Here is a 26,393-nt window from a genome sequence, read left to right as displayed (position 1 = left end):
GACGTGATAGGACAGCGCGAAAGCGTGAGCGGCGCCCACTTCGCCTTCACCGACCGGTGGGGCGGGGTGAGCGCCGCTCCGTATGAGGAGCTCAATCTCGGCGGGGCGGTCGGCGACGACCCCGACGCCGTACGCACCAACCGCGAACTGGCCGCCAAGTCGCTGGGCATCGTGCCGGACCGGGTGGTCTGGATGAACCAGGTGCACGGGGCCGAGGTGGCGGTGGTGGACGGGCCGTGGGGATCTTCGTCCGGGATTCCGTCGGTCGACGCGATCGTCACGACGCGGCGGGGGCTCGCCCTCGCCGTGCTCACCGCCGACTGCGTGCCGGTGCTGCTCGCCGACCCCGTCGCCGGGGTCGCCGCCGCGGCCCACGCGGGCCGGCCCGGCATGATCGCCGGGGTCGTCCCGGCCGCGCTACGCGCGATGACGGACCTGGGCGCCGAGCCCTCCCGGATCGTCGTCCGCACCGGACCCACTGTCTGCGGCCGGTGTTACGAAGTGCCCGCGGCGATGCGCGCCGAGGTGGCGGCCATCGAGCCGGCGGCGTACGCCGAGACGAGTTGGGGCACGCCGGCGGTCGACGTGAGCGCCGGAGTGCACGCACAACTGGAACGGCTCGGGGTGTGTGACCGGGCGCAGTCGCCGGTGTGCACGCTGGAGTCGGACGATCACTTCTCGTATCGCCGCGACCGCACCACCGGTCGGCTCGCGGGCTATGTGTGGCTGGGCTGATGGGCATGACGGAACGCAAGGACGAACTCGCCGCGAATCTGGCGAAGGTGGAGCGGCGCATCGCCGACGCGTGCGCGGCCGCGGGGCGGGCGCGCGAAGACGTGACCCTGATCGTGGTCACCAAGACCTACCCCGGGACCGATGTGCGGATCCTCTCGGAACTCGGTGTGCGGCACGTCGCCGAGAACCGCGACCAGGACGCGGCTCCGAAGGCCGCCGCTTGTGCGGATCTGCCCCTTACTTGGCATTTTGTCGGTCAACTCCAGACCAACAAGGTGCGATCCGTGGCCGGTTACGCGGACTTCGTGCAGTCCGTCGATCGTTCCAAGCTCGTCACGGCTCTGTCGAAGGAGGCCGTCCGCGCCGGTCGTGAGTTGGGGTGTCTCATCCAGGTCGCGCTCGACGCCGGTGAGAGCGAGCGGGGCGAGCGGGGAGGCGTGGCGCCCGCGGGAATCGAAGAGTTGGCCGACCTCGTAGCGGAAGCACCGGGGCTGCGGCTCGCCGGACTGATGACCGTCGCACCGCTCACCGGCGAGTACGCGGGACGCGAACAGGCTGCGTTCGGGCGGGTGATGGATTTGTCGACCGACCTGCGCCGGAGTCATCCGGCTGCCACCATGGTCTCGGCAGGGATGAGTGCGGACCTCGAGCAGGCCGTGGCGGCCGGAGCGACACATGTGCGCGTCGGTAGCGCGGTACTCGGAGTCCGCCCCAGGCTCGGGTAACGTCGCCAGGAAGTCGGACCACAGCAGAAAATATGGTCATTGCCGCCGATAGGCGGATTCAAGGACCTCGTGGATCGCGGGCACATGGCAGTCGTCAGCCGATCCACCACAGAGCGGAGGACTCAGAGAATGGCCGGCGCGATGCGCAAGATGGCGGTCTACCTCGGCCTCGTGGAGGACGATGGGTACGACGGCCGCGGATTCGACCCCGACGACGACTTCGAACCCGAACTGGACCCGGAGCCCGAGCGGGACCACCGACGGCACGAGCCGTCTCATCAGCCGCACGGCTCACATCAGCCGCAAAGGGACGAAGAGGTACGAGTCGCACAGCCGCCCGCACCTCGTGAACCGGCCGCCCGTTCCGCTTCGCTACCCGCGGAATCCGGCCGCCCGGCGCGCATCGCGCCCGTGGCATCCATCACACAAGAACGCGCAAGTCTGGAGAAGAACGCACCGGTGATCATGCCCAAGGTCGTGTCCGAACGAGAGCCTTACCGGATCACCACGCTCCACCCACGGACCTACAACGAGGCCCGTACCATCGGGGAACACTTCCGTGAAGGCACCCCGGTGATCATGAATCTGACTGAGATGGATGACACAGATGCGAAGCGACTTGTCGACTTTGCGGCCGGTTTGGTGTTTGGTCTTCACGGCAGTATCGAGCGGGTGACGCAGAAGGTGTTCCTGTTGTCGCCTGCTAACGTCGATGTCACGGCGGAGGACAAGGCCCGCATCGCAGAGGGCGGGTTCTTCAACCAGAGCTGAGACGTAACACCGGAAACAGCACTGACAGCAGGGCACAGGGGAGAGGGAAGCAAGAGGTCATGAGCGTGGTACTGGATGTCGTCTACATCGCGCTGATGTGCTTCCTCATCGTGCTCATCTTCCGGTTGGTCATGGACTATGTCTTCCAGTTCGCCCGCTCATGGCAACCAGGCAAGGCGATGGTGGTCGTTCTGGAGGCCACCTACACTGTCACGGATCCACCGCTCAAGCTTCTGCGGCGGTTCATTCCGCCGCTGCGTCTCGGGGGCGTGGCGCTCGACCTGTCCTTCTTCGTGCTGATGATCATCGTCTACATCCTGATCTCGATCGTGAGCCGGCTGTGAGCGATGTGAACTACGGTCTTGCCGAATGCCGACGACTACGTTGAGGTGAAGAGATGCCGTTGACCCCCGAGGACGTGCGGAACAAGCAGTTCACGACCGTCCGCCTCCGAGAAGGCTATGACGAGGACGAGGTCGATGCCTTCCTCGACGAGGTCGAAGCCGAACTGACCCGCTTGCTCCGCGAGAACGAGGACCTGCGCGCCAAGCTGGCCGCGGCGACGCGTGCTGCTGCCCAGAATCAGCAGAACATGCGCAAGCCTCCGGAGCAGCAGGATCAGCAGCAGCAGCAACAACAACAGCAGCAGCAGGGCATGCGCGGTCCTGGTGGTCCCGTACCCGCCGGCATATCGGGCCCGCCGCAGCAGCAGATGGGTGGCCCCATGGGTGGTCCGCCCCAGCTGCCGAGCGGTGCCCCGCAGCTGCCCGCCGGTCCCGGCGGTCAGGGTGGCCCGCAGGGTCCCGGCCCGATGGGCCAGGGTCCGGGCGGTCCCGGCCCGATGGGTCAGCCCCCTATGCAGCAGCAGATGGGTGGTCCGATGGGCGGCCCCATGGGTGGTCCGATGGGCGGCCCCGGTCAGGGAGGCCCCGGTGGCGACAGCGCCGCCCGCGTCCTCTCGCTGGCCCAGCAGACCGCCGACCAGGCGATCGCCGAGGCCCGTTCCGAAGCCAACAAGATCGTCGGCGAGGCGCGTTCGCGTGCCGAGGGTCTGGAGCGTGACGCCCGTGCCAAGGCCGATGCCCTGGAGCGGGACGCGCAGGAGAAGCACCGCGTCGCGATGGGCTCCCTGGAGTCCGCCCGCGCCACGCTGGAGCGCAAGGTCGAGGACCTGCGCGGCTTCGAGCGCGAGTACCGCACGCGCCTGAAGTCGTACCTGGAGTCGCAGCTGCGCCAGCTGGAGACCCAGGCCGACGACTCGCTGGCCCCGCCGCGTACTCCGGCGACCGCCTCCCTCCCGCCGTCCCCGGCGCCTTCCATGGCACCGGCCGGCGCGAGCGCCCCGTCGTACGGCGGTGGCAACCAGACGATGGGCGGCGGCCCCTCGCCGTCCGGTCCGTCCTACGGCGGTCAGCAGCAGATGTCCCCGGCGATGACCCAGCCGATGGCGCCGGTGCGTCCGCAGGGCCCGTCGCCGATGGGTCAGGCGCCCTCCCCCATGCGGGGCTTCCTGATCGACGAGGATGACAACTGACGGCCTGATGGCCAGTAGTACGGCGTAGACATCGGCAGCGTTCAGGGCGGGGCCCCGGGTTGAACCCGGGGCCCCGCCCTTTTGCCGTACGCGTTCGTGCGCACAGCAACCGTGTTCGTGCGTGCGCAACCGCGTTCGTGCGTACGCAACGCCGAAGGCCCGGAGCCACCGAGATCTTTGGCAGGTCCGGGCCTTCGGCCTGGGGGTTACGCCCTGTGGCTACGCCTTGCGCAGGCGGAACGTCAGCGTCAGGCCCTCGTCCGTGAACGGGTTGCCGTAGCTGTCGTCCGCGTCGCCCTGGGCGAAGTCGGTCGCCAGGACCTCGTCGGCGATGAGGCCGGCGTGGTCGGTGAGGGCCGCGGCCGTCGCCGTGTCCGTGGCGGTCCAGCGCAGGGCGATGCGGTCGGCCACGTCGAGGCCGCTGTTCTTGCGCGCCTCCTGGATCAGGCGGATCGCGTCACGGGCCAGGCCCGCACGGCGGAGCTCCTCCGTGATCTCCAGGTCCAGGGCGACCGTCGCACCCGCGTCGGACGCCACCGACCAGCCCTCGCGCGGCGTCTCCGTGATGATCACCTCGTCGGGCGCGAGCGTGATGGCCTCGCCGTCGACCTCCACCGACGCCGTGCCCTCGCGCAGGGCCAGGGACAGCGCGGCCGCGTCCGCGTTCGCGACGGCCTTGGCCACGTCCTGGACGCGCTTGCCGAACCGCTTGCCCAGGGCGCGGAAGTTGGCCTTGGCGGTGGTGTCGACCAGGGAGCCGCCGACCTCGCTCAGCGTCGCCAGGGACTCGACGTTCAGCTCCTCCGTGATCTGCGTGCGCAGTTCCGAGCCGAGTGCCTCGAAGCCCGTCGCCGCGATCAGGGCGCGGGAGAGCGGCTGACGGGTCTTGACGCCCGACTCCGCGCGCGTGGCCCGGCCCAGCTCCACGAGCCGGCGCACCAGCACCATCTGCTTCGACAGCTCCGGGTCGATGGCGGTGAGGTCCGCCTCGGGCCAGGCCGACAGGTGGACCGACTCCGGGGCACCCGGGGTGACCGGGACGATCAGGTCCTGCCACACCCGCTCGGTGATGAACGGGGTCAGCGGGGCCATCAGCTGCGTCACCGTCTCGACGACCTCGTGCAGCGTGCGCAGGGCCGCCTTGTCGCCCTGCCAGAAGCGGCGGCGGGAGCGGCGCACGTACCAGTTCGACAGGTCGTCGACGAACGCGGACAGCAGCTTGCCGGCGCGCTGGGTGTCGTAGGCGTCGAGAGCCTGGGTGACCTGGTCGGTGAGCGCGTGCAGTTCGGACAGCAGCCAGCGGTCCAGGACCGGGCGGTCGGCCGGGGCCGGGTCGGCCTCGGACGGGGCCCAGCCGGACGTACGCGCGTACAGGGCCTGGAAGGCGACCGTGTTCCAGTACGTGAGGAGCGTCTTGCGGACGACCTCCTGGATGGTGCCGTGGCCCACGCGGCGCGCCGCCCACGGGGAGCCACCGGCCGCCATGAACCAGCGGACGGCGTCGGCGCCGTGCCGGTCCATGAGCGGGATCGGATCCAGGGTGTTGCCCAGGTGCTTGGACATCTTGCGGCCGTCCTCGGCGAGGATGTGGCCCAGGCAGACCACGTTCTCGTACGAGGACTTGTCGAAGACCAGCGTGCCGACCGCCATCAGCGTGTAGAACCAGCCGCGGGTCTGGTCGATGGCCTCGCAGATGAACTGCGCCGGGTAACGGGCCTCGAAGATCTCCTTGTTCTTGTACGGGTAGCCCCACTGCGCGAACGGCATCGAACCCGAGTCGTACCAGGCGTCGATGACCTCGGGCACGCGCGTGGCGGTCTGCCCGCAGCCGTCCTGCGGGCAGGCGAAGGTGACCTCGTCGATGAACGGGCGGTGCGGGTCCAGGCCCGACTGGTCGGTGCCGGTCAGCTCGGTCAGCTCGGTGAGGGAGCCGACGCAGGTGAGGTGGTCGTCCGCGCAGCGCCAGATCGGCAGCGGGGTACCCCAGTAGCGGTTGCGGGACAGGGCCCAGTCGATGTTGTTGTTCAGCCAGTCGCCGTACCGGCCGTTCTTGACCGTGTCCGGGAACCAGTTGGTGTTCTCGTTCTCCGCGAGGAGACGGTCCTTGACGGCCGTGGTGCGGATGTACCAGGAGGGCTGCGCGTAGTAGAGCAGCGCGGTGTGGCAGCGCCAGCAGTGCGGGTAGCTGTGCTCGTACGGGATGTGCTTGAAGAGCAGGCCGCGCTGCTGGAGGTCCTCGGTGAGCTTCTCGTCCGCCTTCTTGAAGAAGACGCCGCCGACGAGGGGGACGTCCTCCCCGAACGTGCCGTCCGGGCGGACCGGGTTCACCACCGGCAGGCCGTACGCGCGGCAGACCTTGAGGTCGTCCTCACCGAAGGCGGGGGACTGGTGGACCAGACCCGTACCGTCCTCGGTCGTGACGTACTCGGCGTTCACGACGTAGTGCGTGCCGCCCTCGGTCTCCGGGAACTCGACCAGCTCGAACGGGCGCTGGTACGTCCAGCGTTCCATCTCGGCGCCCGTGAAGGTCCGGCCGGTGGTCTCCCAGCCCTCGCCGAGGGCCTTGGCGACGAGGGGTTCGGCGACGACCAGCTTCTCCTCGCCGTTCGTCGCGACGACGTAGGTCACCTCGGGGTGCGCGGCGACCGCGGTGTTGGAGACCAGCGTCCAGGGCGTGGTCGTCCACACCAGGAGCGCGGCCTCGCCGGCCAGCGGGCCGGAGGTGAGCGGGAAGCGGACGAAGACCGACGGGTCGACGACCGTCTCGTAGCCCTGCGCCAGCTCGTGGTCCGACAGGCCCGTGCCGCAGCGGGGGCACCAGGGGGCGACGCGGTGGTCCTGGACCAGGAGGCCCTTGGTGAAGATCTCCTTGAGCGACCACCAGACCGACTCGATGTACGCGGGGTCCATGGTGCGGTAGGGCTCGGTGAGGTCGGTCCAGTAACCCATGCGGGTCGTGAGCGCTTCGAAGGCGTCCGTGTGCCGGGTCACCGACTCGCGGCACTTCGCGTTGAACTCGGCGATGCCGTACGCCTCGATGTCCTGCTTGCCGGAGAAGCCGAGCTCCTTTTCCACGGCGAGCTCCACCGGGAGGCCGTGGCAGTCCCAGCCGGCCTTGCGGGCCACGTGGTAGCCGCGCATGGTGCGGAAGCGGGGGAAGACGTCCTTGAAGACGCGGGCCTCGATGTGGTGGGCGCCGGGCATGCCGTTGGCGGTGGGCGGGCCCTCGTAGAACACCCATTCGGGGCGGCCCTCGGACTGCTCCAGGCTCTTGGCGAAGATCTTCTGCTCGCGCCAGAAGTCGAGCACGGCGTGCTCGAGGGCGGGCAGGTCGACCTGGGCGGGTACCTGGCGATACGTCGGCGATGTCATCAGCGGGCTTCCTCCGGCGGACTTGCTGCCTTCCGTCCGGAGGGACGAGAGCTGTGTCTGCCTGCGCCGCCTTCGGCGCGCTCCCGCGGTACCACCCTCCTTGGCCCTCCGGCGCGGGGTGTGCGCCGATGAGCCCCCTCATTGGGGTCGCGATGCCGGTTCTACTGGCCACGGCGCTCGGCTGCGGCTTTCTTCCGGCGGCTCCGGGGTGATCTTCACGTCGCGCTCGCCCCCGGGCTTCCACCGTCCCCGGGTCGCTCTGGGCTGCGTACGCCGCTACTCGTCCCCATCCACGCTTTTCGCTCCGCCCAGTGTACGGCGCCGCGCCGACAGCGGCCGACCGCTTTTTTCGGGGCGGTCGGGGCCAGGGAGTCGTAAGGGATGCCGCAATGGGTGACGTATGGGTTTGATGACCCGAATGGCGAGGTATGGGTGTTCGGATCCTGGGACGTCCGGCTCGGCGGATTACCGGGCGGGGAGCTGGGCACAACGGATGCAGGTTCGCCGCGCGGCGTGCGCGAGGCGGGCGAATCGGGCGGTGTGCCCCGTTGCCGCGGGACTCAAGTCGATTTATCGTCCCAGCACGACTCGCGAGCAAGATCACAATATGTGAAGGGGCCGCGGCCATGGTGGCGAAGAAGACCGCCGTACAGCAGCCGGCGTCCGGCAGGTCCGCGGAGGCCTCCGGGGGTGCGGCCAAGGACGTGAGCGGGAAGAAGACCACGCAGGGGGGCTCGGCGGGGCGGGCGGCGAGGGGGGCGGCCGAGAAGGCGACCGAGGGGACGAAGGCGGCTGTCAAGAAGACGAAGGTGGCTGTCAGGAAGGTGACGGCCAAGAAGGCCGTGGCCGACAAAGCGGTGGCCAAGGCTGAGAAGGTGGTGGCCAAGAAAGTCGCGACCAGGGAGGCCGCGGGCAAGGAGGCCGCGGCCAGGGATCGGGCTGAGAAGGGGGCCGGCGGGAAGACGGCAGCCAAGAAGGGCGCGGCGGGAAAGGGTCCGGCCAAGAAGGCCCCGGCCAAGAAGGCGGCGGACAAGGAGACGGCTCTCAGAGAGGCGGCGGCCACGGAGACGGCGGCCCCCGAGACGGCGGCTAAGGAGACGGCGGCTAAGAAGGCCCCGGCCAAGAAGGCGGCGGACAAGGAGACGGCTCTCAGAGAGGCGGCGGCCACGGAGACGGCGGCCCCCGAGACGGCGGCTAAGGAGACGGCGGCTAAGAAGGCCGTGGCGGAGAGAGCCCCGGCGAAGAAGACGGCGGTCAGAGAGACGGCAGGCAGGAAGGCGGCGGCCAGGGAGGCGGCAGCCGAGAAGACAGCTGCCAGGCAGGCGGCAGCCAGGAAGGCCGCGGCCGAGATGGCCCCGGCCGAGGAAACGGCGGCCACGGAGACGGCAGCCAAGAAGGCGCCGGCCAAGAAAGCCCCGGCCAAGAAGGCGGCGGAAGAGAAGGCCGCTGCCGGAAGGGCGAAGGCCGCCAAGGGTGGCGTCGCGAAGAAGCGCGTCGAGGCCGAGAACGTTCGCGCCGGAGGCGGGAGCACCACCACGAAGGGCGCGGTCGGGAAGGGCGATGCCCGGACCGGCGCGGTCACACAGGACACGGCCGGGAGCAGCACGGCCAAGAAGGCGGGTGCGGCCGAGGCCGCGCCGCAGACGGGAGCGACGACGGTGGGTGCGAAGAAGACTCCTGGCACGGCAACGGCGGCCAAGACCGCTGTTCCGAAGGCACGGGTGGCCGCGGCGGAGCCAGGTGAGCTCGCGGTACGCCCGGGCGAGGACCCCTGGACGGAGGCGGAGGTCGAGGAGGCGCGTGCCGAGCTGACGTCCGAGGAGACCCGGCTGCGTGAGGAGCTCGCGTCGTCGGAGCGGTCGCTCGCCGGTCTGATGCGGGACTCCGGGGACGGCGCTGGCCACGACGAGGCGGACACCGGCAGCAAGAACGTCACGCGCGAGCACGAGCTGGCGCTGGCCGCCAACGCGCGCGAGATGCTCGTCCAGACCGAGCGAGCCCTGGAACGCCTCGACGCCGGTACCTACGGCCTGTGCGAGAACTGCGGCAACCCCATCGGCAAGGCCCGGATGCAGGCCTTCCCGCGGGCCACCCTGTGCGTGGAGTGCAAGCAGAAGCAGGAGCGCCGGTACTGACCGGCCGCCGGATGCCTCCTGAGCACGTGGGACGCCCGGGGTGTGCCGTACCCTCGTCCTCAGTCAGGCACCTAGGTTGAGGGACTCACGTGGCAGAGGCGGAGCGCATCATCGGTACGCCGGACACACCGGACGCGGCCGGTAACGGGCGGGAGCGGCCCGGCGAGGACGCGGCGGCGGCCGCCGGGGCGTCCGGCACGGATGAGTCTGCGGCGGCCGGGCAGACCCGGGGCAAGCGCCGGATCGCGGTCCTGTTCGCGGTCGCCACGGTCGCGTACGCCCTCGACCTGATCAGCAAGATGATCGTGGTGGCCAAGCTGGAGCACCACCCGCCCATCGAGATCATCGGGGACTGGCTGAGGTTCGAGGCGATCCGCAACGCGGGCGCGGCCTTCGGCTTCGGCGAGGCCTTCACGGTGATCTTCACCATGATCGCGGCGGCGGTGATCGTGGTGATCGCCCGGCTCGCCCGCAAGCTCTACAGCCTGCCCTGGGCGATCGCGCTCGGCCTGCTGCTCGGTGGTGCGCTGGGCAACCTCACCGACCGGATCTTCCGGGCGCCGGGCGTCTTCGAGGGGGCGGTCGTGGACTTCATCGCGCCCAAGCACTTCGCTGTCTTCAACCTGGCCGACTCGGCGATCGTGTGCGGCGGCATCCTGATCGTGCTGCTGTCGTTCAAGGGGCTCGACCCCGACGGGACCGTCCACAAGGGCTGAGCCCGCGAGGGGGTTGTCCACAGGCTCCGTACGGTGGTGTCGCACCCGTCCGGCATACTCGACGGGTGAGCACGATTCCCGAGATCCGTACCCTGCCCGTGCCCGACGGACTGGAGGGCGAGCGCGTCGACGCCGCCATCTCCCGTATGTTCGGCTTCTCCCGGACCAAGGCGGCCGAGCTCGCCGCCGCGGGGAAGGTCACGGTCGACGGATCGGTGGTCGGCAAGTCGGAGCGGGTGCACGGCGGCGCCTGGCTCGAAGTCGAGATGCCGCAGGCGCCCGCGCCGGTGCAGGTGGTGGCCGAGCCGGTCGAGGGCATGGAGATCGTGCACGATGACGATGACGTGGTCGTGATCGTCAAGCCGGTGGGCGTGGCCGCGCACCCGTCGCCGGGCTGGACCGGCCCGACCGTCATCGGGGGCCTCGCCGCCGCCGGGTACCGGATCTCGACCTCCGGGGCCGCGGAGCGCCAGGGCATCGTGCACCGGCTCGACGTCGGCACGTCCGGACTGATGGTCGTCGCCAAGTCGGAGTACGCGTACACGTCGCTGAAGCGCCAGTTCAAGGAGCGCACGGTCGACAAGCGCTACCACACGCTCGTCCAGGGCCACCCCGACCCGACCAGCGGCACCATCGACGCCCCCATCGGCCGCCACCCGCAGCACGACTACAAGTGGGCGGTCACGGCCGAGGGCAAGCCGTCCGTCACGCACTACGACCTGATCGAGGCCTTCCGCTCGGCGTCCCTGCTCGACGTCAAGCTGGAGACCGGCCGCACGCACCAGATCCGCGTCCACATGGCCGCCCACCGGCACCCCTGCGTCGGCGACCTGACGTACGGCGCCGATCCGACGCTCGCCAAGCGCCTCGGCCTGACCCGCCAGTGGCTGCACGCGGTGCGGCTCGGCTTCGAGCACCCCGGGGACGGGCAGTGGGCGGAGTTCTCCTGCGAGTACCCGGAGGACCTCCAGAAGGCGTTGGACCAGGTCCGGGAGGAGACGTACGCGTGAGCGGGACACCGGCGCCGTCGTACGTGGTGCGGGTCGCCGAGGACCCGGCCGACCGTGAGGCGTGCTTCGCGGTGCGCAAGGAGGTGTTCGTCGGCGAGCAGGGCGTGCCGGAGGACATCGAGTACGACGCGTACGACCCGGGGGCCGTCCATGTGCTGGCGGTCCGGGAGGACGGCGTGCCGCTCGGGACCGGGCGGCTGCTGCTCGGGGAGGCGGCCGTGGCGCAGACCGGAGCCGACTCGTCCGTGGGCTCCCTCGGCCGGCTCGCCGTGGCCGCCCACGCGCGCGGGCTCGGTGTCGGCGCCGCCCTGGTGCGGGCCGTCGAGGACGCGGCACGCGCGCGTGGGCTCGCGGCCGCCGACCTGCATGCCCAGACGCACGCGCTGGGCTTCTACGAGCGGCTCGGCTACCAGGCGTACGGGCCGGAGTACTTGGAGGCGGGGATTCCGCACCAGGCGATGCGGCGTTCGCTCTAGTCCGCGATGAACGGTGCCGAAACGGTTTGTCCCGGGAGTTGCGGGCAGGCTTGAGGTCAGTCGTGTGAACGTTTGACCTTCCGGAGCGCTGACCGTGGATCAGTTGGCCCTGTTGTTCGTGTTGCTGCTCGGGGCCGTGATCAGCGTCCCGGTCGGGGACCGGCTCAGTGTGCCCGCGCCGGTGCTGATGACGCTCCTGGGCATAGTCCTCGCGCTGCTCGAGTTCGTGCCGAACGTCGAGATCCCGCCGGACCTGATCCTGCCGCTGCTGTTGCCGCCCTTGCTGTACGCCGCGGTGCGGCGCACGTCCTGGCGGCAGTTCGCGGCGAACAAGAGACCGATCTTCCTCCTGGCCGTGGCGCTGGTGTTCGTCACCATGGCCTGTGTGGCCGCCACGGCCAACGCGATCGTGCCGGGGCTGCCGCTGGCCGCGGCGTTCGCGCTCGGCGCGCTGGTCGCGCCGCCGGACCCGGTCGCGGCGACCGCCGTCGCCGGGCAGCTGGGGCTGCCGCGCCGGCTGGTGTCGATCCTGGAGGGCGAGGGGCTGTTCAACGACGTGACGGCCATCGTCCTCTACCACGTGGCGATCGCGGCCGCCGTCAGCGGGACGTTCTCACCCTGGAAGGCCGGGCTCGATCTGGTGCTGTCGGCCGTGGTGGCGGTGGCCGTGGGCCTCGCGCTGGGCTGGGGCGCGAACAAGCTGATGGAACTGCTCGGGGACGCGACCCTGCAGATCGGCCTGACCCTGCTGGTGCCGTACGCCTCGTACGTCATGGCCGAAGAACTGCACGGGTCCGGCGTGCTCGCCGTGCTCACCACCGCGCTGTTCCTCGCGGAGTACGGGTCCGACGCCGACGACGTCATGACGCGGCTGGCCGGGCACACGTTCTGGAACATCGTCGACACGCTCGTCACCGGCGTCGCCTTCGGTCTGGTCGGGCTGGAGCTGCACAACGCGATCCACACGGCGTCCGGCCGCTGGGGCGAGTTGCTCGGGTGGGCGGCGGTGGTCGTCTGCGTGGTCGTGTTCGTACGGCTGTTGTGGCTGCTGCCGGCGACCTGGCTGACCAAGCGGCTGCACGCGCGGCGGGACTACGACGAGGACATCCCGGTGAGCTGGCGCGAGACCGTGGTGATGTGGTGGTCGGGGATGCGGGGGGTGGCCTCGGTCGCGCTGGTGCTGGCCATTCCGCTGGAGACCGACGCGGGGGCGCCGTTCCCCAGCCGGGACGAGATCATCTTCATCGCGTTCGGGGTGATCATGGCGACGCTGGTGGTGCAGGGGCTGACGTTGCCGTGGCTGGTGCGGTGGCTGGGCGTACGGGCCGACACGGATGTCGAGAAGGAGTTCGCGAAGGCACTGGCGCTCCGGGCGTCCAAGGCGGCCAAGCGCAGGCTCCGGGAGATCGAGGAGGCCGAGGAGCTGCCGGAGGAGCTGTCCGAGCAGATGATGCGGCGGGCCTACGACATCGGGGTGCGGATCAGCCCCGCACTGGCGGAGGACGAGCGGCGGGAGGCGTACCGGGAGGGAGCGCGGCGGGTGAAGCGGGTGCGGCGGATCCAGCAGGAGATGCTGAGCGCGGCGCGGCACGAGGTGCTGGCGGCGCGGAGTGAGCCGGGTGCGGATCCCGAGGTGGTGGACCGGGTGCTGCGGCATCTCGACGTGCGTAGTCTGCGGTGAGCCGCCCACGCGCGTCTGCCCGCGGCCCCGCCGCGGTTGACGTTTGACGGTGGGCGGCCGGGGCGTCGTAGGGTCGTTCGCATGGCACGAAACGTAGTAATCAGTGGTGGAGGTACGGGGATTGGGCTCGCGGCGGCTCGGGTGTTCGCCGCGGGCGGGGATCGGGTGCTGCTGCTCGGGCGGCGGGCCGAGGTGCTGGAGAAGGCCGAGGTGCCCGGCGCGCTGACCTGTGCGGCGGATCTCGCCGAGCCCGAGGACGTGCGGGGCGTCGCCGGCTTCGTGGAGCGGGAGTTCGGGGCCGTGGACGTGCTCGTGCACAGCGCCGGCGGCAGCGGGCTGCTCGAACCGGATGCCGCGAGCGACGATCCGCTCGAGGCCGTCGCCCATACGTGGACCGTGAACTTCCGGCTCAACACGCTGACCGCCGTCCTGCTCACCGAGGCTCTGAAGCCGAGGCTCGCCGAGCCCGGTGGGCGGGTGCTGTTCCTCAGCTCCATCGCCGCCTACCGGGGGTCCGGGAGCGGGGCGTACGCGGCGGCCAAGGCGGGGCTGCATCCGTACGCCCATGATCTGGCCCGGGAGCTGGGGCCGCGCGGCATCACCGTGAACGTGGTCGCGCCCGGCTACATCGAGGACACCGAGTTCTTCGGGGACGCGATGGCCGAGGAGCGGCGGGCGCGGCTCATCGGCGAGACCTCGAACGGGCGGGCCGGGACGCCCGGGGACGTCGCCGAGACCCTGCACTGGCTCGCCTCTCCCGGTGCCGGGCACGTCACGTCCCAGATCATCCAGGTCAACGGCGGCGCCGAGCGCGGTCACTGACCCGGCCGACACAGGAGGGCTGCCCGTGGCTGCGGGGAGCCCTCCTGTTGTGCGGTCGGTGCGCCGGCGACCGGGACTCCGCCCTCCCCCGACGGGGGCTGGAAGGGGCGGCTCTGTGTCGGCAGGGTGGCTGTGGGTCGGGCCGGGTTCCGCCTCGCCGGCCGCCGGTCGAGGGGTCTTCGGCGCGGCGGCGGATCCGAGGCGCGGACGCGGGCTCCTCGTCCGTCTTGCCCCGCCGGGGGCGCTGCTCGGTGACCGGACGCCGGCCCGTGCCGTCAGCGCTCCGTCCGGCTCGCACCGTGGAAGCGGCGCTGCTGGTACGGAACGCCGTCCTGGGACGGGCGGTGGCCGTTCTGGCTCTGGGACGGTGGCAGGATCGCGTCCGCCGTGTTGACCCGGGGCAGGGCGTACGGGTGCTCGTCGGCCAGCCAGCGGACCATCTGCTCGCGGACCGTGACCCGCGCCGTCCAGATGTCGTCCGCGTCCTTGGCGGTCACCAGGGCCCGCACCTGCAGGGTGTTCGGCGTGGTGTCCGTCACGGACAGGTCATAGGCGCGGCCGTCCCAGGCCGGGCACTCGCGCAGGATGTCGCGGAGCTTCTCGCGCATCGCGTCCACGGGCGCCGTGTGGTCGACGTGCCAGAAGACGGTGCCGGTCATCTGCGGCGTGCCGCGCGACCAGTTCTCGAACGGCTTGGACGTGAAGTACGACACCGGCATCGTGATCCGCCGCTCGTCCCAGGTGCGCACGGTCAGGAACGTCAGCGTGATCTCCTCGACCGTGCCCCACTCGCCGTCCACGACGACGGTGTCCCCGATGCGCACCATGTCGCCGAAGGCGATCTGGAACCCGGCGAACATGTTGCTCAGCGTGGACTGGGCGGCGACACCGGCGACGATGCCGAGGATGCCGGCCGAGGCCAGCAGGGAGGCACCCGCCGCGCGGAACGCCGGGAACGTCAGCAGCATGCTCGCCGCGGCCACCACGCCGACGATCGCGGACACCACCCGCATGATCAGCGTCACCTGGGTGCGCACCCGGCGGACCCTGGCCGGGTCGCGGTGGGCCCGGGCATGGGCGTACCGGGTGTAGGACGTCTCGACGATCGCCGACGCGATACGGATCACCAGCCAGGCGGCCGACCCGATCAGTACCAGGGTCAGCGTCCGGCCGACGCCCTCGTCGCGGCTCTGCAGCAGTTGCGCCTCGTCGTACGATCCTCGCAGCAGGGCCGCGCACAGCAGGAGCTGGTAGGGGATGCGCCCGCGGCGGAGCAGCCCCCACAGCGGGGTCTCGTGGTGCCGTTCGTCGGCCTTGCGCAGCAGGAAGTCGGTGGCCCAGCCGATCACCAGCGTGAGCACGACCGAGCCACCGACCACGATCAGCGGTCGTAGCAGGTTCTCCATGCCTCCGAACCTAACCGGCTCGCGGGGTGCATGAACATGTGAGTTCGGCCCGGGCGTGGGTAGTGCCGTGATCCGGAGTTGTCACACCCGGCTGGCACCATGGCCTCATGAACATCATGCTCTTTCACTCGACCCATGGGCTGCGGCCCGCGGTGCTCCAGGCCGCCGACCGGCTGCGCGCGGCCGGACACGAGGTGTGGACGCCCGACCTCTTCGAGGGGCGCACGTTCGACTCGGTCGAAGAGGGCATGGAGCACAAGGAGAAGATCGGCAAGGAGGAGCTGCTGAAGCGGGCCGTGCTGGCCGCCGCGCCCTACTCCGAGAGAGGGCTGGTGTACGCGGGGTTCTCGCTCGGCGCCTCCATCGCGCAGACCCTCGCCCTCGGCGACGACAAGGCGCGCGGGCTGCTGCTCCTGCACGGCACGTCGGACATCGCGCCGGGCGTCACGGTGGACGAGCTGCCGGTCCAGCTGCACGTGGCGGAGCCCGACCCGTTCGAGACGGACGACTGGCTCAGCGCCTGGTACCTCCAGATGGGCCGGACCGGCGCCGACGTCGAGGTGTACCGGTACGCCGGGGCCGGCCATCTCTACACCGACCCCGACCTGCCCGACTACGACGAGGAGGCAGCCGAGGCCACCTGGCGGGTGGCCCTCGGCTTCCTCGACAGCCTGTAGGGCCGGCTTCAGATCGGGGCGTGGACGCGCTCGATCTTCTGCGTGCCGCTGCGCGTGCGGTACGAGCGGGCCCACGTGGCGGTCGCGTCACGCTTCGTGCGGTCGGACAGGACGTAGTAGTCCATCTGCGCCCGCTCGGCCGTGATGTCGAGGACGCCGTAGCCGTGGCGGTCGGTGTCGACCCAGTGGACGTGCCGGTTGGCGGCGCGGATGACGGGTGAGGCGACCGCGGAGACCGTGCCCTGGGGGACCTTGACGATGTCGTCGAGGTTGTCGGAGGTGACCGAGGTGACGACGAACTCCGTGGCGGCCGACGGGGACAGCGGGTACGTACCGGCGTCCACGGGCACGTCGTTGGCCCACGCCATGTGGATGTCGCCGGTGAGGAAGACGGTGTTGCGGATGGCGTTGGACCGCAGGTGCGCCAGGATCTCGCGGCGGTCGTCGGTGTAGCCGTCCCACTGGTCGGTGTTGAGAGCGAGGCCCTCCTGCGGCAGGCCCAGCAGCTTGGCCAGCGGCTTCAGCAGATCGGCGGAGAGCGATCCGATGGCGAACGGCGAGACCATCACCGAGTTGCCGACCAGCCGCCAGGTGGTGTCGGACGCTTTCAGGCCCGCCTTCAGCCAGTCCAGTTGGGCGCGGCCGGTGAGCGTGCGGTCCGGGTCGTCGACCTCGCCGCCTCCGACCTTGACCTGCTGTGAGCGTAAGGAGCGCAGGTCCAGCAGCGACAGGTCGGCCAGCTTGCCGAAGCGCAGGCGGCGGTAGGTGGTGCCCGCGATCGCCGGTCGCACCGGCATCCACTCGAAGTAGGCCTGCTTGGCGGCGGCCTGGCGGGCGGACCAGGCGCCCTCGGCGCCCTCCGTGTGGTTCTCGGCGCCGCCCGACCAGGCGTCGTTGGCGAACTCGTGGTCGTCCCAGATCGCCACGACCGGGGCCGCCGCGTGCAGCGCCTGGAGGTCCGGGTCGGTCTTGTACCGCGCGTGCCGGACGCGGTAGTCGGCGAGGGTGACGATCTCGTGGGCCGGGGCGTGCGGGCGGACGACCGTGCCGCGGGTGCCGTACTCGCCGGTGCCGTACTCGTAGACGTAGTCGCCGAGGTGCAGCCAGGCGTCCAGGTCGCCGCGGGCCGCGAGATGGCGGTACGAGGAGAAGTAGCCGGCCTCCCAGTTGGCGCAGGAGACCACGCCGAAGCGGAGGTTGGTGACGGCCGCGTCGGCCGCCGGGGCGGTGCGGGTGCGGGCGGCGGGGGAGTCGGTGCCCCCGGCGGAGAAGCGGAACCAGTAGTCCGTGCCCGGCTCCAGGCCGCGGATGTCGGCCTTCACGGTGTGGTCGGAGGCGGCCGTCGCGGTGGTGGAGCCCTTGGCGACGACGGTGCTGAACGCCTTGTCCCTGGCGACGATCCAGCTCACCTCGGTGTCCGGGCCGAGCCCTGAGCCGGGTATCGCCTCCGGGACGGGCGTCACGCGGGTCCACAGCAGGACGCCGTCCGGCAGCGGGTCACCGGAGGCGACGCCGTGCAGGAAGGCGGGAGCCTGGTCGACGGCGCGCGCGGGCAGGGTCGCTGCCAGCGGTCCGGCCAGGACAGCGGTCGCCGCCGCGGCCTTGACGACCGTACGGCGGCGCGGGGTGAGGGAGTTGAGGTCCTCTGACGGCTTCGATGATCTGTATCGACTGGTCACGGACGATCAGGTTACTGATCGGTATGCACCAGAGCGGGCGAACTCCCGAAGTTCGCCCGCTCTTCACGCAGTGACCGGTCCCGGCCCCGCCGTCACTTCTTGAGGGCCTCGCCCACCACCCGGTTGAAGTCGGCCACCGTCATCAGCGGCGTGCCCTGCTTGTCGGCGGTGAGCTGCTTGCCGTCCATGACGAAGCCCGGGGTGCCCTTCACACCGTCCTTGTTGTCGTCGAAGGTCTTCGACATGGCCATCGCCCAGGCGTCGTAGGTGCCCTTCTCGACCGCGTCCTGGAACTTCTTGTTGTTCTTCAGCGCGGGGACGGTGTCGGCGACCTTGATGAGGTAGCTGTCCTTCTTGAACTCGTCGGTCGTCTCCTCGGGGTGGTACTTCGCCGAGTACAGCGCGGCCTTGTAGTCGAGGAACGCCTCGGGGCTGACGTTCAGCGCGGCACCCAGGGCGCTCAGCGCGTTCTTGGAGCCCTCGCCGTTGTCGTTGTTGTCGATGAAGGTCGCGCCGATGAACTGCATCTTGTACTTGCCGTCGTCGATGTCCTTCTTCACGGTCGGACCGACGGTCTGCTCGAACTGGGCGCACACGGGGCAGCGCGGGTCCTCGTAGATCTTCAGGGTCTTCTTGGCCGAGTCCTTGCCGATGACGACCGTGGTGCCCTTGCTGCCCGTGGTGTTGGCCGGGGCGACGACCTTGGCGTCCTTCTGGCCCTCCCAGTACGTGGGCTTGTTGGCCTGGACGACCGCGTAGCCGATGCCGCCGGCTATCGCCAGGACGCCGACTATGGAGGCGGCGACGATGATCTGCCGCTTGGCCTTCGCCCGCTTGGCCTCGCGCTCGCGCTCGATGCGCAGCCGCTCACGGGCCGCCGTCTTCGCCGCCTGGCTGTTCCGCTTGCTCATGGTGGTGTTCTCCGTCGGGGACGCGCACAGTTCGTGTGCGGAATACGTAAGGGGGACTGGCGGTGCTCGAAAGGTGCCTCACGCGAAGGCGGGCGAGCACGGCGGTCCACGTCGTCCCAGGGAGCGGGCGAGGATCCGGTCGCGGGCGGTGGGCGTGCGGTCGGCGGCCCGCGACGGCAGCCTGGGCCCGGCCGGGTCCCGGGCCACCGTCACGGCGGCGACCGCCAGCAGCAACGGCCGGAACGTGCTCGCCGCCACCGCCCGCAGCAGCTGGGCCAGGGCCCGCTCGCCCCGGCGCAGCCAGACGGCGGCGGCCAGTCCCACGCCGACGTGCGCGCCGAGCAGCAGCCAGGCGGTGGCCGGGTCGGCATGCGCGACCACGGCCGAGAGCCGGTCGGTACCGGTGGCCCCGGCCATCCGGGCCAGCGGCGTGCCGACCTCGCCGCCCCCGCACAGCACGTCCAGGCCGACCGACCGCAGAGGTCCGGCGACCGGGCCGCCCGATCGGCCGTAACAGGCGTGCTGTCCGGAGGTGAACACCGTGTCGGCGGCCAGTTCCAGCGGGATCAGCAGGGCCGCGATCCGCCCGAAGGAGCGCTCGCGGCCCGCCAGGGCGTACGCGATCACGAACACGGCGGCGGCGACCGCGGCCACCGTGCCCATCGGGAGCGGGACCCGGGACAGCAGCACGTGCGACGCGGTGCTGAGCGTCACGACCACTGCCGTGAACAGCGCCGCGCGTACGGCTCTGAGCTGGATCCCGGATATGTCCATAGCGAGAGGAGAGTCTGTCACGGGGGCCTGTAAGGGACCCCTAAAGGATGCCTGTGAGAGAGCGGCCGGACAAAGCCCCGGCCCAGGGGGCCTTACAGCCCCGGGATCCGGCCGTTGCGGAACAGGTCCACGAAGGTCTGGTGGTCGGCACGCGCGCGTGCGCCGTAGCTGTGTGCGAAGTCGGTCAGCAGCGGCGCGAAGCCCTCCTCGTCGGCCGCGATCGCCGCGTCGATGGCCCGCTCCGTGGAGAAGGGCACCAGGGACTCACCGGACTGGTCGTCCGCCGCCGAGTGCATCGTGGCCGTGGCCCGGCCGAGGTCGGCCACCACCTGGGCGATCTCCTCCGCGTCGTCGATGTCGCCCCAGTCGAGATCCACCGCGTACGGCGAGACCTCCGCGACCAGCTGGCCCGCGCCGTCCAGCTCGGTCCAGCCCAGCCACGGGTCGGCGTGCGCCTGGAGGGCGCGCTGTGAGATGACCGTGCGGTGCCCCTCGTGCTGGAAGTAGTCGCGGATCGCCTGGTCCGTGACGTGCCGGGAGACGGCCGGGGTCTGGGCCTGCTTGATGTAGATCACCACATCGTTCTCCAGGGCGTCGCTGTGGCCCTCCAGAAGGATGTTGTACGACGGCAGCCCCGCCGAGCCGATGCCGATGCCGCGCCGGCCGACGACGTCCTTCACGCGGTAGGAGTCGGGGCGGGCCAGCGAGCTGTCCGGGAGCGTCTCCAGGTAGCCGTCGAAGGCGGCGAGCACCTTGTAGCGCGTGGCCGCGTCCAGCTCCACCGAGCCGCCGCCCGGCGCGAAGCGGCGCTCGAAGTCGCGGATCTCCGTCATCGACTCCAGCAGCCCGAAACGGGTCAGCGACCGGGCGTCACGCAGCGCGTCCAGCAGCGGGCCCTGCGCGGTGTCCAGCGTGAACGGCGGCACCTCGTCGCTCTTGGCGCCCGTGGCCAGGGCGTGGATCCGCTCGCGGTAGGCGACCGCGTAGATCGTCACCAGCTCGGAGATCTGCTCGTCGCTGAGCGCCTTCGCGTACCCGATGAGGGCGATGGAGGCGGCGAAGCGCTTCAGGTCCCAGGTGAAGGGGCCGACGTAGGCCTCGTCGAAGTCGTTGACGTTGAAGATCAGGCGGCCGTTGGCGTCCATGTACGTGCCGAAGTTCTCCGCGTGCAGGTCGCCGTGGATCCACACGCGCGAGGTGCGCTCGTCCAGGAACGGCCCGCCCCGCTTCTCCTGCCCCAGGTCGTGGTAGAAGAGGCACGCCGTGCCCCGGTAGAAGGCGAAGGCCGAGGCCGCCATCTTCCGGAACTTCACGCGGAACGCGGCCGGGTCGGCGGCCAGGAGTTCGCCGAAGGCGGTGTCGAAGACGGCGAGAATTTCCTCACCGCGGTGCTCGTCGTCGAGCTGCGGGAACGACATCGCTGGGTGCCTCCTGGTGCATGCGTCTGGGGACGGCGGATCCGCCCTCTGCCTAACGTGCGGTGGTCCGCGGGAGTGCCCGCGAGCCCCGCACGAAGGTACGCGGGTCGGGCCCCCGGGTGTCAGTGGCGAGGCATAGACTTCGACGCTGTCCCCCAGACTGTCCGCAGCCTGCCGGACCCCATTCGACGTATGTTTTCCCTGGAGGCCGCAGCCGTGTCAAAGCCGCCGTTCACGCACCTGCACGTCCACACCCAGTACTCGCTGCTGGACGGTGCCGCGCGGCTGAAGGACATGTTCAACGCGTGCAACGAGATGGGCATGACGCACATCGCCATGTCCGACCACGGCAACCTCCACGGGGCGTACGACTTCTTCCACTCCGCGCAGAAGGCCGGCGTCACCCCGATCATCGGCATCGAGGCGTATGTCGCGCCCGAGTCGCGCCGCAACAAGCGCAAGATCCAGTGGGGCCAGCCGCACCAGAAGCGGGACGACGTCTCCGGCTCCGGTGGTTACACCCACAAGACGATGTGGGCCGTGAACAAGACCGGCCTGCACAACCTCTTCCGGCTCTCCTCCGACGCGTACGCCGAGGGCTGGCTCCAGAAGTGGCCCCGGATGGACAAGGAGACCATCGCCCAGTGGTCCGAGGGCATCGTCGCCTCCACCGGCTGCCCCTCCGGCGAGGTCCAGACCCGGCTGCGCCTCGGCCACTTCGACGAGGCCCTCAAGGCCGCCGCCGACTACCAGGACATCTTCGGCAAGGACCGCTACTTCCTGGAGTTGATGGACCACGGCATCGAGATCGAGCGCCGGGTCCGCGACGGCCTTCTGGAGATCGCCAAGAAGCTCGGCATCCCCCCGCTGGTCACCAACGACTCGCATTACACCTACTCGCACGAGGCGAGCGCCCACGACGCCCTGCTGTGCATCCAGACCGGCAAGAACCTCTCCGACCCCGACCGCTTCAGGTTCGACGGCACCGGCTACTACCTGAAGTCCACCGACGAGATGTACGCCATCGACTCCTCGGACGCCTGGCAGGAAGGCTGCGCCAACACGCGGCTGATCGCCGAGATGGTCGACACCACGGACATGTTCCAAAAGCGCGACCTGATGCCCAAGTTCGACATCCCGGAGGGGTACACGGAGGTCAGCTGGTTCCGCGAGGAGACCCTGCGCGGCATGCACCGCCGCTTCCCGGACGGCATCCCGGACGACCGCATGAAGCAGGTCGAGTACGAGATGGACACCATCATCTCGATGGGCTTCCCGGGCTACTTCCTCGTGGTCGCCGACTTCATCATGTGGGCCAAGAAGCAGGGCATCGCGGTCGGCCCCGGCCGAGGCTCCGCGGCCGGCTCGATCGTCGCCTACGCCCTCGGCATCACCGACCTCGACCCCATCCCGCACGGCCTGATCTTCGAGCGGTTCCTCAACCCCGAGCGCATCTCCATGCCCGATGTCGACATCGACTTCGACGAGCGCCGGCGCGTCGAGGTGATCCGGTACGTGACGGAGAAGTACGGCGCCGACAAGGTCGCCATGATCGGCACGTACGGCACCATCAAGGCCAAGAACGCGATCAAGGACTCCGCGCGCGTGCTGGGCTACCCGTACGCGATGGGCGACCGCCTCACCAAGGCCATGCCCGCCGACGTCCTCGGCAAGGGCATCAACCTCGACGGCATCACCAACCCCGAGCACCCCCGCTACTCGGAGGCGGGCGAGATCCGGGCGATGTACGAGAACGAGCCGGACGTGAAGAAGGTCATCGACACCGCCAAGGGCGTCGAGGGCCTGGTCCGGCAGATGGGTGTGCACGCCGCCGGCGTGATCATGTCCAGCGAGACGATCACCGACCACGTCCCGGTCTGGGTCAGGCACACCGACGGCGTGACCATCACGCAGTGGGACTACCCGAGCTGTGAGTCGCTCGGCCTGCTGAAGATGGACTTCCTCGGCCTGCGCAACCTGACGATCATGGACGACGCCGTCAAGATGGTGAAGTCCAACAAGGGGATCGACATCGATCTCCTGAGCCTCCCGCTCGACGACCCCACGACCTTCGAACTGCTCCAGCGCGGCGACACCCTCGGCGTCTTCCAGTTCGACGGCGGCCCCATGCGCTCCCTGCTCCGGCTGATGAAGCCGGACAACTTCGAAGACATCTCCGCCGTGTCGGCCCTGTACCGCCCGGGCCCGATGGGCATGAACTCCCACACGAACTACGCGCTGCGCAAGAACGGGCAGCAGGAGATCACGCCGATCCACCCCGAGCTGGAGGAGCCGCTCAGGGAGGTCCTGGACGTCACCCACGGCCTGATCGTCTACCAGGAGCAGGTGCAGAAGGCCGCCCAGATCATCGCCGGTTACTCGCTCGGCGAGGCCGACATCCTCCGCCGCGTGATGGGCAAGAAGAAGCCCGAGGAACTGGCGAAGAACTTCGTGCTGTTCCAGGAGGGCGCCCGTAAGAAGGGCTACAGCGACGAAGCCATCCAGGCGCTGTGGGACGTGCTGGTCCCCTTCGCCGGCTACGCGTTCAACAAGGCGCACTCCGCCGCGTACGGACTCGTCTCGTACTGGACCGCGTACCTCAAGGCGAACCACCCCGCCGAGTACATGGCCGCGCTCCTCACGTCCGTGAAGGACGACAAGGACAAGTCGGCCGTCTACCTCAACGAGTGCCGCCGCATGGGCATCAAGGTGCTCCCGCCGGACGTCAACGAGTCGATGTCCAACTTCGCCGCCCAGGGCGACGACGTGATCCTCTTCGGCCTCTCCGCCGTCCGCAACGTCGGTACGAACGTGGTCGAGTCGATCATCCGGTGCCGCAAGGCCAAGGGGAAGTACACCTCGTTCCCGGACTACCTCGACAAGGTGGAGGCGGTGGTCTGCAACAAGCGCACCACCGAATCGCTGATCAAGGCCGGCGCCTTCGACGCCATGGGCCACACTCGCAAGGGCCTGACCGCGCAGTACGAACCGATGATCGACAACGTGGTCGCGGTCAAGCGCAAGGAGGCCGAGGGGCAGTTCGACCTCTTCGGCGGCATGGGGGAGGAGCAGAGCGACGAGCCGGGCTTCGGGCTCGACGTGGAGTTCACCACCGAGGAGTGGGACAAGACCTATCTGCTCGCCCAGGAGCGGGAGATGCTCGGTCTGTACGTCTCCGACCACCCGCTGTTCGGCCTGGAGCACATCCTGTCCGACAAGGCCGACGCGGGCATCTCCCAGCTGACCGGTGGTGAGCACGCGGACGGCGCGGTCGTCACCATCGGCGGCATCATCTCCGGCCTCCAGCGCAAGATGACCAAGCAGGGCAACGCCTGGGCCATCGCCACCGTCGAGGACCTCGCCGGCTCGATCGAGTGCATGTTCTTCCCGGCGACCTACCAGCTCGTCTCGACCCAACTCGTCGAGGACGCCGTGGTGTTCGTCAAGGGCCGCCTCGACAAGCGCGAGGACGTGCCGCGGCTGGTCGCGATGGAGTTGCAGGTCCCCGACCTGTCGAACGCGGGCACCAACGCGCCCGTCGTGCTGACCATCCCGGCCACCCGGGTCACCCCGCCGCTGGTCAGCCGTCTCGGCGAGGTCCTCAGCCACCACAAGGGCGACAGCGAGGTCCGGATCAGGCTCCAGGGGCCGACCAAGACGACCGTGCTGCGTCTGGACCGGCACCGGGTGAAGCCGGATCCGGCGCTCTTCGGAGACCTGAAGGTGCTGCTCGGACCGTCCTGCCTGGCGGGCTGACGCCGGGCCCGGGCCCAGTCGCAGCGGGCTCTTGACGCGCGAGAGGGGCGTACCTGGTACCGGGTACGCCCCTCGGTGTGTGTCCGGGTCTCACCACCCGTCACACAGATGTCAGTTGTGACCAAAGCTCCGCTTGCGCTTGCGGGACGCCACGTCGCCGGGGGTCACCTCGACCTCGGGCTGGGGCTCCGCCTCCGCGGTGGGACGGCGGTCCGCACGCTGACCACGCTCGGTAGGACGCTGCTGCTTACGGTCACGGTTCTTGTTCTTGGCCATGGTGATGCCTCCTGTGGGGGATCTAGGGGCCAGGGCCGGAACCAGATTCACACAGGCCGACAACGATCGCATGTCGGACAATTACCGTGCGTGACAGGGCTGGTCGCAGCGGGAATGCCGGAAACGCCACGCCGAAGATCGAGTTCCGGCCGTTAACCTCCGCGCCGTCGGGCAGACTCGAAGCAAGCCCGAAGCAAACCTCCCGGGAAGAGGGTGAGTCGTGTGGACCGCTGCATCGTCCTGGTGGACGCGGGGTATCTGCTGGGGGCAGCGGCGAGTCTCCTCGCCGGGGAGCCCTCACGATCCCGGATCACCGTCGATCACACCGCCCTCATCCAGGGGCTGCGCGAACGCGCCGAGTCGGACACCCAGCAGCCGCTGCTGCGCATCTACTGGTTCGACGGCGCCCCCGACCGCGTCCCGCAGCCCGAGCACCGCAGGCTGCGCGTGATGCCCCGGGTCACCGTCCGGCTGGGCGCGCTGACCCGAAGCGACGGCCGCTGGGCGCAGAAGGGCGTGGACGCGGCGATGCACGCCGAGCTCACCGAACTGGCCCGCAACCGCGCCTGCTCCGATGTCGTCCTCGTCACCGGCGACGGCGATCTGCTGCCCGGCATGATGGCAGCGAAGGAGCACGGCGTCGCCGTCCACCTCTGGGCCGTGCAGGCCGCCGACGGCGACTACAACCAGTCCGAGGACCTGGTCGCCGAGGCCGACGAGCGGCGCGTCCTGGACCGCGCCTGGATCACCAAGGCCGTCCGCGCCAAGGAGCACACCGGCGTGTGCGCCCCGCAGCCCGCGCCCCGGCCCGAGATCGCCGCGATCCTCTCCGCCCCGCTGCCCGAGGCCGCGCTCGCCGCCGCGACCGAGCGCCCCGCCCCGCAGCCGCAGCACCCCGCGGCCGACGCCGGGCAGAACGGCGCGGAGGAACGGGTGCCCGCCCCCAAAGGCGTCCCCACACCCAAAGACCTCGCCGCCCTGCGCGCCCCCGGCACCCAGGCCGCCCAGCAGCCCGCCTCCGCCACCCTCCGCTGGTCCTCCGACAAAGGCTGGGTCGACCGGCCCACGGCCGAGCCCCCCGAGGCCGCCTTGATGCCGACGCTCGCCCAGCTGACCACGGCCGAGCAGCGGTGGGCCGACCGCGAGGAGGACATCACCACCGTCGGCGGCGACCCCTTCGAGGTCGGGCAGGTCTTCGCCCGGCGCTGGGTGGAGCGCCTCGGCGACCAGGGACACCTGCAGAAACTGTCCGGAATGTACCCGCGCATCCCGCACCGCGTCGACGGGGAGCTGCTGCGCTACGCCGCCCGCTTCGGTCTGCTGGCCCACAAGGACGACCAGATCGACGAGCGGGACCGGTACGCCATCCGGGCCGGTTTCTGGAAGGAGATCGGCGTGCGCACGGGAGTGGAGCACGCGCCCGTCGGCGATTGAGAACTTTGCCGGCGGATTTCCCGCCCTGGACCGACCCGAGAGCGGACCGGGGTCGCCGACCCCGTAGTCTCGTCCCTTGTGAGTA

At 70.2% G+C, this 26,393-nt stretch carries 21 protein-coding genes; 14 read left to right on the top strand and 7 right to left on the bottom strand.

The window, feature by feature from the left end:
• Positions 1-3: 3 nt before the first annotated feature.
• The 5 genes from pgeF to HDA41_RS10480 all read left to right on the top strand — a co-directional run bounded on the left by pgeF (position 4) and on the right by HDA41_RS10480 (position 3,765).
• Positions 4-735: a peptidoglycan editing factor PgeF gene (gene pgeF, locus HDA41_RS10500; RefSeq protein ID WP_184982823.1), complete on the top strand. Its 732-nt coding sequence runs from the start codon at positions 4-6 to the stop codon at positions 733-735.
• Positions 736-740: 5 nt separating this feature from the next.
• A complete protein-coding gene (locus tag HDA41_RS10495; protein ID WP_184982822.1) occupies positions 741-1,460 on the top strand; it encodes a YggS family pyridoxal phosphate-dependent enzyme in 720 nt (239 codons plus the stop codon).
• Between the two features lie 129 nt (positions 1,461-1,589).
• A complete protein-coding gene (locus HDA41_RS10490; protein ID WP_184982821.1) occupies positions 1,590-2,231 on the top strand; it encodes a cell division protein SepF in 642 nt (213 codons plus the stop codon).
• 59 nt (positions 2,232-2,290) lie between these two features.
• Positions 2,291-2,575 (top strand): YggT family protein, encoded by a 285-nt coding sequence (locus HDA41_RS10485; RefSeq protein ID WP_007448661.1) that lies wholly within the window; start codon positions 2,291-2,293, stop codon positions 2,573-2,575.
• Between the two features lie 53 nt (positions 2,576-2,628).
• On the top strand, positions 2,629-3,765 hold the full coding sequence (locus HDA41_RS10480) for a DivIVA domain-containing protein (protein WP_184982820.1): 1,137 nt from the start codon (positions 2,629-2,631) through the stop codon (positions 3,763-3,765).
• 219 nt (positions 3,766-3,984) lie between these two features.
• Here HDA41_RS10480 and ileS read toward each other — a convergent pair whose 3' ends face one another.
• The gene (gene ileS, locus HDA41_RS10475) at positions 3,985-7,137 is read right to left on the bottom strand and encodes an isoleucine--tRNA ligase (RefSeq protein ID WP_184982819.1); all 3,153 of its coding nucleotides are present in this window, start codon (positions 7,135-7,137) and stop codon (positions 3,985-3,987) included.
• A gap of 626 nt (positions 7,138-7,763) precedes the next feature.
• Between ileS and HDA41_RS10470 the strand changes: the two genes are divergently transcribed.
• The 6 genes from HDA41_RS10470 to HDA41_RS10445 all read left to right on the top strand — a co-directional run bounded on the left by HDA41_RS10470 (position 7,764) and on the right by HDA41_RS10445 (position 13,977).
• Positions 7,764-9,272, top strand: coding sequence for a TraR/DksA family transcriptional regulator (locus tag HDA41_RS10470; protein ID WP_189944854.1), 1,509 nt, complete (start codon positions 7,764-7,766; stop codon positions 9,270-9,272).
• A gap of 89 nt (positions 9,273-9,361) precedes the next feature.
• On the top strand, positions 9,362-9,988 hold the full coding sequence (gene lspA / locus HDA41_RS10465; RefSeq protein ID WP_184982818.1) for a signal peptidase II: 627 nt from the start codon (positions 9,362-9,364) through the stop codon (positions 9,986-9,988).
• A 65-nt stretch (positions 9,989-10,053) separates the two neighbouring features.
• Positions 10,054-10,998: an RluA family pseudouridine synthase gene (locus tag HDA41_RS10460; RefSeq protein WP_184982817.1), complete on the top strand. Its 945-nt coding sequence runs from the start codon at positions 10,054-10,056 to the stop codon at positions 10,996-10,998.
• Positions 10,995-11,474 carry a GNAT family N-acetyltransferase gene (locus tag HDA41_RS10455; RefSeq protein WP_184982815.1) on the top strand — a complete coding sequence of 160 codons (480 nt, stop codon included), beginning with the start codon at positions 10,995-10,997 and terminating at the stop codon, positions 11,472-11,474. Before HDA41_RS10460 ends, HDA41_RS10455 begins: the two co-directional genes overlap by 4 nt.
• Positions 11,475-11,568: 94 nt before the next feature.
• Positions 11,569-13,155, top strand: coding sequence for a Na+/H+ antiporter (locus tag HDA41_RS10450; protein WP_184982813.1), 1,587 nt, complete (start codon positions 11,569-11,571; stop codon positions 13,153-13,155).
• Between the two features lie 81 nt (positions 13,156-13,236).
• Positions 13,237-13,977, top strand: a complete 741-nt coding sequence (locus tag HDA41_RS10445) for an SDR family NAD(P)-dependent oxidoreductase (RefSeq protein ID WP_184982811.1) — start codon at positions 13,237-13,239, stop codon at positions 13,975-13,977.
• A gap of 275 nt (positions 13,978-14,252) precedes the next feature.
• Here the strand turns inward: HDA41_RS10445 and HDA41_RS10440 are convergent, their stop codons facing one another.
• Positions 14,253-15,383, bottom strand: a complete 1,131-nt coding sequence (locus HDA41_RS10440; protein ID WP_184982809.1) for a mechanosensitive ion channel family protein — start codon at positions 15,381-15,383, stop codon at positions 14,253-14,255.
• 107 nt (positions 15,384-15,490) lie between these two features.
• On the opposite strand from HDA41_RS10440, the gene HDA41_RS10435 reads away from it, so the two are divergent.
• The gene (locus HDA41_RS10435) at positions 15,491-16,060 is read left to right on the top strand and encodes a dienelactone hydrolase family protein (RefSeq protein ID WP_184982807.1); all 570 of its coding nucleotides are present in this window, start codon (positions 15,491-15,493) and stop codon (positions 16,058-16,060) included.
• 8 nt (positions 16,061-16,068) lie between these two features.
• Here the strand turns inward: HDA41_RS10435 and HDA41_RS10430 are convergent, their stop codons facing one another.
• The 4 genes from HDA41_RS10430 to HDA41_RS10415 form a co-directional block, all read right to left on the bottom strand.
• On the bottom strand, positions 16,069-17,739 hold the full coding sequence (locus HDA41_RS10430; protein ID WP_184982805.1) for an alkaline phosphatase D family protein: 1,671 nt from the start codon (positions 17,737-17,739) through the stop codon (positions 16,069-16,071).
• A 92-nt stretch (positions 17,740-17,831) separates the two neighbouring features.
• Entirely contained in the window at positions 17,832-18,650 is an 819-nt protein-coding gene (locus HDA41_RS10425; RefSeq protein WP_184982804.1) for a DsbA family protein, read from the bottom strand.
• Between the two features lie 78 nt (positions 18,651-18,728).
• Entirely contained in the window at positions 18,729-19,424 is a 696-nt protein-coding gene (locus HDA41_RS10420; RefSeq protein ID WP_184982801.1) for a hypothetical protein, read from the bottom strand.
• 92 nt (positions 19,425-19,516) lie between these two features.
• Complete coding sequence (locus tag HDA41_RS10415; protein ID WP_184982799.1) at positions 19,517-20,842, bottom strand: DUF2252 domain-containing protein; 1,326 nt, start codon at positions 20,840-20,842, stop codon at positions 19,517-19,519.
• Positions 20,843-21,058: 216 nt separating this feature from the next.
• Between HDA41_RS10415 and dnaE the strand changes: the two genes are divergently transcribed.
• Positions 21,059-24,598 carry a DNA polymerase III subunit alpha gene (dnaE, locus tag HDA41_RS10410; protein WP_184982797.1) on the top strand — a complete coding sequence of 1,180 codons (3,540 nt, stop codon included), beginning with the start codon at positions 21,059-21,061 and terminating at the stop codon, positions 24,596-24,598.
• 111 nt (positions 24,599-24,709) lie between these two features.
• Here the strand turns inward: dnaE and HDA41_RS10405 are convergent, their stop codons facing one another.
• Positions 24,710-24,874, bottom strand: a complete 165-nt coding sequence (locus HDA41_RS10405; RefSeq protein WP_230299561.1) for a hypothetical protein — start codon at positions 24,872-24,874, stop codon at positions 24,710-24,712.
• 222 nt (positions 24,875-25,096) lie between these two features.
• Between HDA41_RS10405 and HDA41_RS10400 the strand changes: the two genes are divergently transcribed.
• Positions 25,097-26,308, top strand: coding sequence for an NYN domain-containing protein (locus tag HDA41_RS10400; RefSeq protein ID WP_184982795.1), 1,212 nt, complete (start codon positions 25,097-25,099; stop codon positions 26,306-26,308).
• Positions 26,309-26,393: the final 85 nt, after the last annotated feature.

Source organism: Streptomyces caelestis (assembly GCF_014205255.1).
GTDB lineage: Bacteria > Actinomycetota > Actinomycetes > Streptomycetales > Streptomycetaceae > Streptomyces > Streptomyces caelestis.
This window is presented reverse-complemented; position numbering and strand designations above follow the sequence as displayed.

Coding starts and splice junctions, on each gene's coding strand:
- HDA41_RS10495 (WP_184982822.1), top strand. CDS start 741: ATGACGGAACGCAAGGACGAACTCGCCGCGAATCTGGCGAAGGTGGAG.
- HDA41_RS10490 (WP_184982821.1), top strand. CDS start 1,590: ATGGCCGGCGCGATGCGCAAGATGGCGGTCTACCTCGGCCTCGTGGAG.
- HDA41_RS10485 (WP_007448661.1), top strand. CDS start 2,291: ATGAGCGTGGTACTGGATGTCGTCTACATCGCGCTGATGTGCTTCCTC.
- HDA41_RS10480 (WP_184982820.1), top strand. CDS start 2,629: ATGCCGTTGACCCCCGAGGACGTGCGGAACAAGCAGTTCACGACCGTC.
- ileS (WP_184982819.1), bottom strand. CDS start 7,137: ATGACATCGCCGACGTATCGCCAGGTACCCGCCCAGGTCGACCTGCCC.
- HDA41_RS10470 (WP_189944854.1), top strand. CDS start 7,764: ATGGTGGCGAAGAAGACCGCCGTACAGCAGCCGGCGTCCGGCAGGTCC.
- HDA41_RS10445 (WP_184982811.1), top strand. CDS start 13,237: ATGGCACGAAACGTAGTAATCAGTGGTGGAGGTACGGGGATTGGGCTC.
- HDA41_RS10440 (WP_184982809.1), bottom strand. CDS start 15,383: ATGGAGAACCTGCTACGACCGCTGATCGTGGTCGGTGGCTCGGTCGTG.
- HDA41_RS10435 (WP_184982807.1), top strand. CDS start 15,491: ATGAACATCATGCTCTTTCACTCGACCCATGGGCTGCGGCCCGCGGTG.
- HDA41_RS10425 (WP_184982804.1), bottom strand. CDS start 18,650: ATGAGCAAGCGGAACAGCCAGGCGGCGAAGACGGCGGCCCGTGAGCGG.
- HDA41_RS10420 (WP_184982801.1), bottom strand. CDS start 19,424: ATGGACATATCCGGGATCCAGCTCAGAGCCGTACGCGCGGCGCTGTTC.
- HDA41_RS10415 (WP_184982799.1), bottom strand. CDS start 20,842: ATGTCGTTCCCGCAGCTCGACGACGAGCACCGCGGTGAGGAAATTCTC.
- HDA41_RS10405 (WP_230299561.1), bottom strand. CDS start 24,874: ATGGCCAAGAACAAGAACCGTGACCGTAAGCAGCAGCGTCCTACCGAG.